Below are 12560 nucleotides of genomic sequence, written 5' to 3'. Positions count from 1 at the left end.
CGCCCTCGGCCGCCATCCCCGCGCCCGCCCACGGCCCCCAGTTGATCGACAGCGCCGGCAGCCCGAGCCGCACCCGCTCGTGCGCAAGCGCATCGAGGAACGCGTTGGCCGCCGCGTACGGCGCGCGGCCGGTGGCGCCAAGCACGGAGGCCAGCGACGAGAAGGTCACGAACCAGTCGAGATCGATCTCGCGCGTCCGATCGTGCAGGAGCCACGCGCCCACCATCTTCGACGAGAGCGCCGCCGTCAGGTCGTCGGGGGTCAGCTCACCGAGGGCGCACTGCGTGTCGACGCCGGCGGCGTGCACGATGCCCTTGAGGGGTACCGGCCCCGAGCAGGTCCGCGCCAACAGCGCCTCCACCTGTGCGGCCTCGCCGACGTCGACCGCCGCGAGTTCCACCGACACGCCACGGCGACGGAGGGCCTCGACGGCGGCCGACTCGCGCACCTGGCGACCGGCCAGCACCAGATGCCGTGCGCCGCGGTCGGCGAGCCACGCGGCGACCTGCACACCGAGCGCGCCCATCCCGCCAGTCACCAGATACGTCGCGTCGGGGCGCATCCGCATGCGCCCCTGGCGGCTCACGTCGGCCTTCGCCAGGCGGGCCGCGAGCAGGCGGCCCTCTCGGACGGCCACCTGGTCCTCATCCCACGAGGCCCGCACCGCGTCGACGGCGACGGCGATATCCCCCGGGGTCACCGGACCGCCGGGAACATCCACGAGCCCGCCCCAGTGCGACGGGTCCTCGAGTGCCACGGTCCGGCCGAAGCCCCACAAGACCGAGGCCGGCAACGACAGCACGTCTGTCGGCTCGGCGGGTACAGCAGCCCGGGTCACGATGTGCAGCCGTGCTCCCTCGTGCCCGGCCACGGCCTGCGCCGCCGCCAGTGCACTGTCGAGCACGCGCGCCCGCCACGCGTCGAGGGCGGCGACACTCATCACCCCGCTCGCGGGCGCGTCGAGTGCCCGGAGGTGCACGACGCCTCGCACGGGCGCCTGTGCCTCGAGCAGCGCGCCGATGTCGGCCTTCGTCGCGGGCGCGTCGGGCTCCACCACCACGCAGCGATCGCCGGCGCGCTCGAGCGCCGCGGCGATGCCGGCACTCGCCGGATCGCTGGCCGCCAGGACGATCCATGTGCCCGACGAGCCGCCAGGCCCCCGGGGCGAGTCGATAGGCTGCCACTCGACCGCGTACGTCGCCACCTCGGCAAGTCGCCTGCTGACGGGCGCCGCTGCAGCGCTGCCGCTCGAGGGCGGCGCCACCCAATACGGCCGCGCGTCGAAGGCGTAATGCGGCACTGACGCGATCGACGGGCGTTCGGGTGCCTCGACGGCCGCCCAGTCCAGCGGCTGCCCCGCCAGGTGCAGCGCACCCGCGGCGGCCAGGAGCGTGGCCCACTCCTCGGCCTCGCGTGCCATCGAGGGCAGCCACAGCGCATCGGACGCGGCGGCGCCGAGACACTGCCGCCCCAGGCTCGTGAGGACGGGGTGCGGTCCGATCTCGACGAACGCCGTGATGCCGGCAGCCCGGAGCACCTCCATCGCCTGCACGAAGCGCACGGGCTCGAGAATCTGGCGGCTCCAGTACACAGGCGTCGCCATGACCTGGTCGCCGGGCACGCCATCGGCGCAGGCGACGATCGGCACCGTCGGCGCGTGCCACGTCACCGACTGCAGTTCCGCGTCGAAGGCAGACAGCATCGGCCGCATGAGCGGCGAATGGAACGCGTGCGACACCGTGAGCGCGCGTGTCCGCACGCCCTCGGCCGAGAGGGTCTCGACCACGGCGGCGACGGCGGCCTGCTCGCCCGAGATCACGGTCTGCTGCGGCGCGTTGACGCCGGCCACCGCCACGCGGTCCTCGTCGCCCGCCAGCGCGGCCCGCACACGATCCTCACCCGCCGCCACCGACACCATCACCCCGCCTGCCGGCAGCTCCTGCATCAGACGGCCACGTGCGGCGACCAGGCGAGCCGCGGCCGCCAGCGACAGGCCACCCGCGATGCACATCGCCGCGAACTCGCCGACCGAGTGCCCGACGACCATCGCGGGCTCGACGCCCCACGACTGCCACAGCCGCGCGAGGGCGTACTCCACGGCGAACAGCGCCGGCTGGGTGAACCGTGTCTGGTCGAGGCGACCGCGCGTGGCGTCGGTCTCCTCACCGTGAAGCAGCTCGACCAGCGACACGCCGAGCAGGTCGTCGAGGTGAACCGCGCAGGCATCGATGGCCTCGCGAAACACCGGCTGCGAGCCGTAGAGCTCTCGCCCCATCCCGGCGTACTGTGCGCCCTGCCCGGTGAAGAGGAAGGCCACGCGCGGCACCGCCGCACCTGTGGCGCTCCGTCGCTGCGTGGCCGCATCGGCCTCGCCTTTCGCCAGGGCCCGCAGCGAGGACCGGAGTGCCTCCACATCGACCGCCACGATCGCGGCACGTTCCTCGAACACCCGCCGGGTCACGTTGAGCGTGTGCGCCACGTCGGCGATCGTGCCGGCCTCGCCCTCCAGCGCATCGGCCAGCGCGCGGGCCTGCCCCTGGAGCGACGCCTGGCTACGCGCCGACAGCGTCACGAGGTGACGCGTCCGCGGCGTGAGCGTCGTCGCTGCCGAACGCGCCGTGGGGGCCGGCGCCTCCTCGACGATGACGTGCACGTTGGCACCGCCGACACCGAAGGAACTCACCGCAGCGCGGCGGGGCTGGCCATCGGTCTCCCACGGCGCGAGGTGCCGCTGCACCACGAAGGGCAGCTGTGCGAACGGGATCTGCGGGTTGGGCTCCTCCGACGACACCGACGGCAACAGTGTGCGGTGGTGCAGTTGCAGCAAGACCTTGATCAGGCTCAGTACCGCGGCCCCGGCCTCGAGATGACCGATGTTGGGCTTGATCGAGCCGATGCCCGCACGCACCGGGCCCCGCCCCTCCTCGACGCCGTACCCCAGCGTGAGGCCGCGCACCTCGATAGGATCACCGAGCAGCGTCGCGGTGCCGTGCGTCTCGACGTAACTGATCGTGGCAGGATCGATGCCCGACACGTCGACCGCCCGCCGGATGGCCACGGCCTGGGCCTGTGGGTTGGGCGCCGTGAAGCCGACGGTGCCACTGCCGGTGCTCACGCCGGTGCCCTTGATGACGCCGTAGATGCGATCCCCACGTTCGAGGGCATCGTCCAGGCGACGCAACACCACCACGCCGATGCCTTCGCCGAGCACCGTGCCGTCGGCATCCTTGCCGAACGCCAGGCAGCGTCCGGTGCCCGAGAGAATCCCGAGCCGGCCGAGCTGGGCGAAGCGGTCGGGATCCAGAATCAGGTTGACGCCGCCGACCACGGCCTGCCGGCAGTCACCGTCGAGCAGGGCACGACAGGCCAGGTGGAGGGCCGTGCCCGAGGACGAGCAGGCCGTGTCGACGACGAGGCTCGGCCCGCGCAGGCCGAGCACCTGCGACAACCGGTTGGCGAGGCTGAAGCTCTCCCAGCTCTTGTACGGCGACGCCGCCGCGCGCGTCAGCCGGTTGGCGTGGTGCGCGTAGTCGTCGTACATCAGCCCCGCGAAGACACCCGTGTCGGCCTCGACGCCGCCGGCCACGGCATTGGCGTCCTCGAGGGCGCCCCACGCGACCTGCAGGAACAGCCGCAACTGCGGGTCCATCAGGTCGGCCTCGCGGGGCGAGATGCCGAAGAACGCCGCGTCGAATCGATCGACGTCGTCGAGCAACCCGGCCCAGTGCGGACGGCCATCCTCGAGCGGCCCGGAGAAGTAGCGACGGCGTGTCGGCACTGGTCGCACCGCGACGTCGCCGGCGCTGAGCAACTGCCACAGCTCGTCGGCCGACCGGGCCCCGGCACAGCGAAGGTCGAGCCCCACCACGGCCACGTCGCGAGTCGTCGCCCGGCGCGCCTCTGACACGACCGGCGCAGGACGCACCGACGGCGCCGGCGCCTGCAGGCGCTGGTCGGCGAGGCGCGCGATGTGATCGACGATGGCGCCGACCCCACGGTGCTCGAACAACAACGTGCTCGGCAGCCAGGGGAACGACTGCATCAGCGTGACGGTGATCTCGACGATCCGGAACGACGTGCAGCCGAGCGCCTCGAGGCCATCGACGGCCGCGATCTCGGCCGTCGGGAGGCCGAGGCTCTGCGAGAACGCCTCGAGCACCGTGGACGCCACCTGCTCGCGCGAGACGGCCACCGCGGCGCCCGGCACGGCCGAGGCGGCCCGCCCGTCGATGGCCACCGACAGCGCAGCCTCCGTCGCGAGCGACGACATGGCGCGGGCGACCTGCGCCTCCCGCTTCCGCTGACGGTCCCCCACCTGCGCGTCGGCCGTCGCCGCTGCGGGCGCGGCCTTGGCCGGCGTGGCCTCGTCGACCACCGGCTCGGGCTCGGCATCGTCGGGCTGGTACTCGAGCGTCGCGAGCGCGTCGGACGGCACCGTGAAGTCGAGTACGCCGGCCCCCCCGCGGATCTCCTCGGGCGCCAGCGTCTCCAGGAAGTTGCGCGCCGGGGCGTTGCGCTTGGTGGGCTCGAGCCGCAGGTGGACGGCCGGCAGGCCGTAGCCCTGCGCGATGCGGCCGAGCTCGGCCATCATCCGGTGCTCGGCGCCGCGGCCGAGCACACGACAGCTCATGAGGAAGGTGTCGGCCTTCAGGGCCTCGTCGCCGCGCTCGGCGATGAGGAGGCCCACGAGGCCGTAGTCACCGAAGCGGTCGCGCACGCGCACCGTGCGGATGTCGTGACGGCCGGTCTCGAGCAGCGCCCGCACCTCCGCTTCGTCGCGACGGATGGTGGTGAAGTTGAACTGGTTGGTGCGCATCGTCAGCTGAGATGCGCGCGCCAGGTCGGCGTCCGTGAGTGGATCGACCTCCACCACCAGGTCGAGGCTCGCGAGGAAGTCGCGGAAGCTGCCGACGCCCTGCCGCAGGCTCTGGCGACCGAACTCCTCGCGGTACATCTGCGTCCGCTTGCGGTCCTCGGCCGTCGCGCCCTGGATGTCGAGTTCCCAGAGGTGCGCCAGCAGGCGCCGCGCGGCCGCTTCGTCGTGCGGCCACTCGAGCGTCAGCACCTCGGGGCAACCCGCGCGCACCTCGCCACACTCGACATGGTTGTCGTCGAGGAACACGAAGCTGTCGAGGCCCAGGTTGAGCGTGGCCGCCAGTTCGCGGATGTTCTCCGACTTGCGGCGCCAGTTCACCATGGCGGCCACGACGTGCTCGCGCTTCAGGTGCATGTCGGGACGCGTGTCGAACACGCGCCAGACGTCGTCCTCCACGTTCTTGGAGCAGAGGCACACCACCACGCCGTTGGCACTGAGGTCGACGAGCCGGTCCTGCAGCAGCAGGTGCTCCGGGCCGAACTCGATGCCTTCCGCGCCGACCTCCCCCACCACCCCACGCCAGAGCGTGTTGTCGCAGTCGACGACGACCACCTTGAGCGGCGCCGCGATGCGCTGCCAGGCGTGGCGCAGCACGACCGTGCCGAGCACGTGGTAGTAGGCATCGGTGTACGGGATGTGACCGATCTTGTCGCGCAGCGGATCGTCGATGCCCTCGACGTCGACCTCGTACTGCTCGTGATGGGCCGCGGCGCGCCCGACCTGCAGGCCGGGCAGCCCCGACAACTCGGCCACCAGCCGATCCTCGACCTCGCGCAGCACCGCGCCCACTGGCGTGGCAGTCACGGCGGCCGACGCGGGACACAGGATGAGCAGCGTCGCGGCGCGAGCCCGGGCGCGGTGCCCCCGCATCGCCTCCACGAGGTCGCGACTCGCGCTGCCGACGTGCTCACGGACGAACGACACATCGCCGCGGCGATCGTCGGGCAGTTCGCGAAGCCAGTCCTGCACGCGCAGCAACACGACGTTGAGGCCGGCGCTGTTGGTCGAGAGCCGGCTGCCCGGATCGAACAGCGCCTGCAGCACCTGGCCGTAGGGCGAGAAGGAGACTGACGGTTCGAGCCCGAGTTCACGCCCCCAGAAGTGCAGCGCCTTCTCGATGGGGTCGGCCGTGAACGACGCGACGAGTGCGATCGGCAGCGGCTGCAGGTCGCTGGGCGCGTCGGTGACCGCGTGTGGCGGGAACTCGGCGACGACCCGCGCCGCGCCGGGCGATGCGTCAGCCACGGCTCTCACGAGCGCCACGGCCACACGGTCCGACGCGATCGTACCCAGAGCCCCGGTCGGCGTGTCGTTCCAGGCCGTCTGCAGCGGCGGCGGCCGGAGCACGAGCCCAGCCAGCATCGGCGCTTCCCGGACGACCGTCTCCACGAGCGCCTCGCTCGCCTGCTTGAGGGCCACGTAGTGCCCGAAGCGCGCGGGATGCTCGGCGACGTAGGAGGACGACACGTAGGCCACCACACCGCCGCGCGCCCGCAGGGGCGGCAGGGCGGCCGCGAGCGGGGCCTGCACGAGCGCGAAGTTCTCCTGCAGGTAGCGGCCGAACTGGCCCGCGGAGTCAGGGCCAATCGCGAGCGGCGTGGGCGCGCCGCAGGCGTTCAGCACCAGCACGTCGAGACCGCCCGCCTGCGCCGTCACGTGCGCGATCGCTGCGGCGCACCACTCGGCATCTCCCGCATCGCCCTTCAGCGCCTCGATCTCGCACCCCACGCCCGCGAGCCGCTCGCGCAGCGACTGGGCGCCGGCCTCGTCGTGGTGGTAACTCACGAACACACGCGCCCCTGCCAGGGCCAACGCCGACGCCATGTCCGCGCCCAGGCCCCGGCTCCCGCCGATCACCAGCGCGACCTTGCCACGCACCGCGGCCTGGTCGGCCACCTGCGCCCGCAGCAGGCCGAGGTCGATGGCGACGGGACTGAAGCGCACGTAGCTGCGCAACTGGCAGGTCGCAAGCAGACGTCCATCGGCGGCCGCCACCTCGATGCGGGTGTCGAGCAACCGGAACGCCGGATCGACGCGCTCGATGCTGACGCGGTACAGGAGTTCGGCGTGCGCCTCGACCTCGGCGCCGAACCGGATCACGGCGCGGGTGAAGAGCGACCGCAGTCCCGGGACCTCCATGCCGACGACGTAACTGCAGAGCGCGTACACCTGCGCGTGCAGGGGCGCGACGGCGCTCCCCTCGAGGGCAGGCGGCGGGGCGCCGAGCGTGGCGTAGCGGCCGGTGTAATCGGCCAGTCGCTGGATGTCGTCGAGACTGCGATCAGCGGGTCGGCTCAGGACGGTGTCGGCGCTCGGGGCGCCCGACAGCCACGCCACGAGTGCGCCGAATCCGGCCGCCGCGTCGTCCGGCAGGGCCTTCAGCCTCAGGACAGGGGCTCCCGAGGGATCGGCCACGGTGACCAGCGTGGTCTGTCCGTCACGGGAGGCGGTTACCGGGCACGAGGCCTCGAGGCCCATGGCGCCCAGGAACTCGATGTCCACCGAGCGGGCGGCCTGTGCCGTCGTCCCGCTCTCGGCGAGGGCATGGACGACCGAGCACATCCCGTGCACGATCGACCGGCCGAAGAACGTGCCACGCCCGAACGCCGGGTCGACGTGGAGGGGGTTGTGGTCGCGGGACCAGGCGGCGAAACCGCTGACGTCGGCTCGACTGAAGTACATGCGTGCGCGTTTCCGGGCCCGAGTGCGTGCGGGCCTCCCGTTCAGGTCCTACAGGTCATCGGCCTCCCCTCCCCGAACTGGAGTACGGCAGAGGTCGGACCGTCCCCATTCTACTGCCCTCCCACCCGGCGCCACGTTACGATACGCCGATGTTGGCAGCGCGCGGGCGAACTGGAACGAGAGGCGTGCTGCTCCTCCTGGCCCTGGGCAGTCTCGGGTGTCGTCCCGAGGCGCACGCGTCGCAGGAGTCGCGGACGTGGCACGTTCGGGTCGACGCAGCCGCCGGCGGGCTCGGCACCGCAGCACACCCCTGGACCCGGATCGGCGACGCGCTGAACCGGGCGGAACCGGGCGACACCGTGGTGGTCGGGCCCGGCACGTACGCCGAACGCCTGCACACCGTCCGCGGCGGCACTCCCGCGCGGCCCATCCTCGTCCGCGCTGCCGACGCCGCTCGCCCGCCGATGGTGACTGCCCTCGGCCGTGTCGCGACCCTGGCCCATCCACACATCCACGTCGACGGGCTCATCCTCGATGGGCAATACGGCGAAGACGACACCGTTCGCGTGGCGGACGAGGCCAACAGCCTGGTCCTCCGGCGCGTCGAAGTCCGTCGTTCGGGGCGGGATTGCGTCGACATGGCCGGACCCTCCGACGTGCGGTTCGACGCCGTGCGCATCCACCACTGTCTCGACGCTCGAGGTGGCCGACGAGACGCCCACGGCATCGTCGCCGGGGCGGTGCGCCGCCTGGCGATTCGGCATGCCGAGATCCACACGTTCTCCGGTGACGGCATTCAGGTCGACCCCGGTCGCGCCGCGCCAGGGTGGAGCGACGTGACGATCGAGTCGTCGAGGATCTGGCTCGCGCCCCTGCCGGAACCGGCCAACGGCTTTGCGGCCGGCACGGTCCCTGGCGAAAACGCCCTCGACACCAAGACCATGGCTCGGGGCCCACGGGCCGCGTTGTACCTGCGCGATGTCGAGGCCTGGGGCTTCGAGGGGGGCCTGATTCGCAACATGGCGGCCTTCAACCTCAAGGAGCGCGTCGATGTCACCATCGACGGCGCGACGGTGCACCACAGCGAGATCGCGTTCCGCGTCCGCGGGGCAGGTGACGCCGGTGCCTCCGTCGACTTGCAGAACATCGTGCTGCATCACGTGGGCACCGGTATCCGGTACGAGGACGACGTCGCCCGGCTCCGTGTTCGTCACATGACCGCGGGCCGATCCGTCGGAGGACTGTTCCGGCGCGTGGCCACGCGCGACACGGTCCCTGTCGTGGACCACCTGTTGTTCCTTGGCCCCTCCTTGCCACCGGACGTCCGGGGCCGCGGTCTTGCGGTGGCCTCGTCGGCGTTCCTGGCGGCCGAGGACGACGACTACCGCCTGGTCGGCGGGAGTCCCGCGGTCGACGCCGCGAGAGGGCCGGTCGTCGCCTCCCGGGATCGGCGGGGCCTCTCGCGCCCTCAGGGTGCGGCCCCAGACCTCGGCGCACACGAATGGTGCCCCGACTGCCCCAGCGAGGAGACCCAGCGCCCCGCGGCCGGCACGCGACGCCCCTGAACGAGTCGATGTCGCCGCCGCGCGCGAGGTCGCCGATCCGTGACCGGCGCCGTGCTAGAGTCGCCGGCGGGTCATGGGGAGACGCGATCGTTGACCAGTCACGCAGGGGCGCAGGCCCGCAGCAGTCCGGTCCGGGTGATGCACCTGGTCTATTCGTTCGGCTTCGGCGGCATGGAGGTGGGGGTCGCCAAGCTGGCCAACGCCCTGGACCCCGCCACGGTTGCCGTGAGTATCTGCAGCGGCAAGCCGAGCGAGCAGCTCAAGTACAGGCTCCGACCCGAGGTGGGCTTCTTCGAACTGGGTCGGCGGCCGGGCAACGATCCGGGGCTGATCGTGCGTCTCGCCCGCGTCCTGCGCCGTGAGAGGCCCCACATCCTCCACACCCATGGCTGGGCCACGATCGTGGAGGGACTGCTCGCCGCCCGCCTGGCGAGCGTGCCGGTGCTGATCCACGGCGAGCACGGGACGCTCGAGTTGCGTCCCTTCAACCGCCGCGTCCAGCGATGGGCCTGGGGGCGCGCGACACGGGTGATCGCCGTGTCGTCCCGCCTGGCCGAGCGGATGGAACAGCACATCGGTTTTCCGGCGGCGCGGATCCACGTCATCCGCAACGGCGTCGACACGGTGCGTTTCACGCCTGCGCTCCGCCCGGAGGCGCGCGCCGAGTTCGGCTTCGGGCCGGACGACCTGGTGCTCGGCACGGCCGGGCGTCTCGTGCCCGTGAAGGACCAGGCCACCCTCCTGAGAGCGTGGGCCCTGCTGCGTCAGCGTGGTGTGCAGTTCACCGGGGTCATCGCGGGCCGGGGCGCCCTCAAGGACGAACTCGAAGGCCTGGCGGCGACGCTCGGCCTGGACAACGTGCGCTTCCTCGGCAATCGCCCCGACGTGGAGCGCGTCATGGCGGCGCTCGACGTCTTCATCCTGAGCTCGGTGTCCGAAGGGTTGTCCAACACCATCCAGGAAGCGATGGCCAGCGGACTGCCGGTGGTCGCCACGCACGTCGGCGGAGCCGATGAGCTCGTCGTGCCCGAGGAGACGGGCCTGCTGGTGCCCGCCAGTTCACCGGAGGCCATGGCCGACGCCCTGGCGCGCGTCGTCGCCGACCCGGCCAGACGGGTGCAGATGGGCCACGCGTCGCGCCACCGTGCCGAAGAGGTCTTCGCGCTCGACGGCATGGTACGCAACTACACGCAGATGTACCTCGACCTCGATCCGCGACGCGCGGGCGTCAGCGCCCGACGAGTGCCTTGAGGTCCTTGCCGAGCCGCAGGGTGCCGGTGGCGAGCACGTCGAACATCGCCGGGGTGAAGCCGCGCGTGATGTTCACCCGGTCAAGGGCCAGCGGCGGCGACAGCGTGTCGTTCAGCCCGCCGAACAGCTTGAACGCGGCGCGATAGCCCGCCCTGTCCAGGGCCCGCTGCTCGCGGGGGCCGAAGTCTCCCGGCCCGCCGTTCGGGTAGGCGAACGTGAGGCAGGGCTTCTGCAGCGCGTCCTCGATGGCGCGCCGCGAGTCGCCGACCTCGATCGCCAGTGCGGCCTCGTCCACCGTCGACATGATCGGATGGGACACGGTGTGCGAGCCGAACTCGATACCGGCCGCGTCCATGCGGCGCACCTCTTCCCAGGTCAGGAAGTCGTAGCGGTCCCGATCGCCCTCGAGCAACGGCGGGCGCCCGCACACGCGCTCCAGTTCGGCGAGGGCGCGGTCCCGATCGGCGGGCGGCATGCGCTTCATCCGCCCGAGCACCTTGCGCGCCGAATCGGCCCGTTGTCCGTCGCTTCCAAGGGGCAGTTCGGCGAGTTCCGGGAGCACCGCCGGCAAGCGCTCCAGCGTCGACAGGAAGACTGCGCGCTTGACGCGTTCGGTCCACAGCTGGGCGCCGGGAACGTCGAGGTGCCCGGTGGCCAGGAAGACCGTCGCCGGGATGCCGTACGTCCGAAGGATGGGCCCAGCGAATCTGTAATTGTTGGCGAACCCGTCGTCGAAGGTCACCGCGAGGGCACGTTCGGGGAGGGGCTCACCGTTCTCGAGGGCGCGCACCACCTGCGACAGGCTCACGGGCGTGTAGTAGCGGCGCACGCGCGCCATCTGCCACTCGAACGCGGAACACGCCACGAAGTTGCCGCACAGGAAATGGTCCCGATCATCGGCCGTGGGCAGCACGCCGTGGTAGGTGATGACCACGAGCGACCGACGCCGGAGCGTCCTGGCGAGCGCCAGCGCGCCACTGCCCTTGAGGACGGAGAACAACAGGTGCTTCATGCCGGTGCTGCCTCGGGTTCGCGGCCGGCCTCGGTGGCCCAGGGATGGTCGCCATCGGAGTCGCCCCTGGTGAGGAACCATCCGTCGGTGGAGAGCAGGCGCGCCCGGACGTCGGCCGCGACGCCTGGCGCCGACACCCGCAGGTGGCGCGTGAGCCCTCCCCGCAGCCAGCCGCTGCGGAGCAGGACCCGCTCGAGCGGGGGCGACAGCACGTCGAACTCCAGCACTGCGACACTCTGCGCACGCGCGTCGCCGATGACGGCGGCGAGCAGCGCCCGCACCGCGCCCGGATCGCTCCATGGCACGACCATGTCCAGAATCCAGCCGCGCGCGTACGCATGCGAGCGCTCCGGCGGCAGACGCGTCCACACGCACACGCCACGGACGTCGCCACGCGCATCGACGATCTCGAGCCGGCGAGGCTCGACGCCGGGCTGTTCGACGTACTTCCAGTTCAGGTACGACGCGTCACGGACCACCGCACACGCGTGCTGCGCCTCGACGGCGCTCCACAGCGCGTCGTGGGCCGGACCGAAGCGGTCGACCGGGCAGCTGGTGAACGCGCTGGCAGGCCTCGCCCAGAGGCCGCACACGTGCGTCCAGAGCGAGGCGCCCCACGCGACGCCCGCGCGCACGACTTCCTGACGCAGCCGCCCTCTGAAGGCCGTCTGCGGATCGATCACCAGCGACCAGCTCCGCATGCTGGCGACGGGTTGCCAACCGCAGCGGTCCTGCAGGGTTCTGATCTGGCCCGTCTGGCCCAGGGAGAGGCCCACGGGCAGGTCCCGCGTGGCCCGGGCCACGAGGGCGCCGCCAACGCCGCGGCCCCGCACGTCGGGCAGGACGACCGTGTCCACCAGCCAGCCGGCGATCAGGCTGTCGTGGCCGCACCTGAGGCGAACGAGCATCGCGCCACGCTGGCCGAACATGCCGGCGTCCGTGCGATGGAACCAGACCGCCGGCCGCTCATGCAGGCGGCTCGCCGACCCCAGGAACATCCAGTCCCAGCGAGAAGCCAGCCAGGCGCGGCGACGGCGGGGGTAGGCCTGCGGTTGAAACGCCAGCGCTTCAGCGTGTAACGAGGCGTCGTAGGCGAGGATACCGCCATCTTCTGTTGCCGGAACCATGGTCGTCCATCCGGGATTGCCGGAGTCCCCCAGTGTAGCTCGCCGGC

Annotated in this window: 5 protein-coding genes; 2 read left to right on the top strand and 3 right to left on the bottom strand. The window is 72.0% G+C overall.

Annotated features, from left to right (window positions below):
- The coding region (locus ACIRDX_RS01990) for an SDR family NAD(P)-dependent oxidoreductase (RefSeq protein ID WP_396623724.1) at positions 1–7558 on the bottom strand (7558 nt) is incomplete at its 3' end.
- A 185-nt stretch (positions 7559–7743) separates the two neighbouring features.
- Between ACIRDX_RS01990 and ACIRDX_RS01985 the strand changes: the two genes are divergently transcribed.
- Together ACIRDX_RS01985 and ACIRDX_RS01980 are read left to right on the top strand one after the other, a co-directional pair.
- The gene (locus ACIRDX_RS01985; RefSeq protein ID WP_396623723.1) at positions 7744–9123 is read left to right on the top strand and encodes a choice-of-anchor Q domain-containing protein; all 1380 of its coding nucleotides are present in this window, start codon (positions 7744–7746) and stop codon (positions 9121–9123) included.
- 90 nt (positions 9124–9213) lie between these two features.
- Positions 9214–10374, top strand: coding sequence for a glycosyltransferase (locus ACIRDX_RS01980; RefSeq protein WP_396623722.1), 1161 nt, complete (start codon positions 9214–9216; stop codon positions 10372–10374).
- Here ACIRDX_RS01980 and ACIRDX_RS01975 read toward each other — a convergent pair.
- Positions 10352–11386: a polysaccharide deacetylase family protein gene (locus tag ACIRDX_RS01975; RefSeq protein WP_396623721.1), complete on the bottom strand. Its 1035-nt coding sequence runs from the start codon at positions 11384–11386 to the stop codon at positions 10352–10354. The two genes, ACIRDX_RS01980 and ACIRDX_RS01975, sit on opposite strands and share 23 nt — an antisense overlap.
- The gene (locus ACIRDX_RS01970; RefSeq protein WP_396623720.1) at positions 11383–12513 is read right to left on the bottom strand and encodes a hypothetical protein; all 1131 of its coding nucleotides are present in this window, start codon (positions 12511–12513) and stop codon (positions 11383–11385) included. The genes ACIRDX_RS01975 and ACIRDX_RS01970 overlap by 4 nt, the downstream gene beginning before the upstream one ends.
- Positions 12514–12560 lie beyond the last annotated feature (47 nt).

The sequence above is a fragment of the Luteitalea sp. genome (assembly GCF_044337415.1).
Classification (GTDB): domain Bacteria; phylum Acidobacteriota; class Vicinamibacteria; order Vicinamibacterales; family Vicinamibacteraceae; genus Luteitalea.
This window is presented reverse-complemented; position numbering and strand designations above follow the sequence as displayed.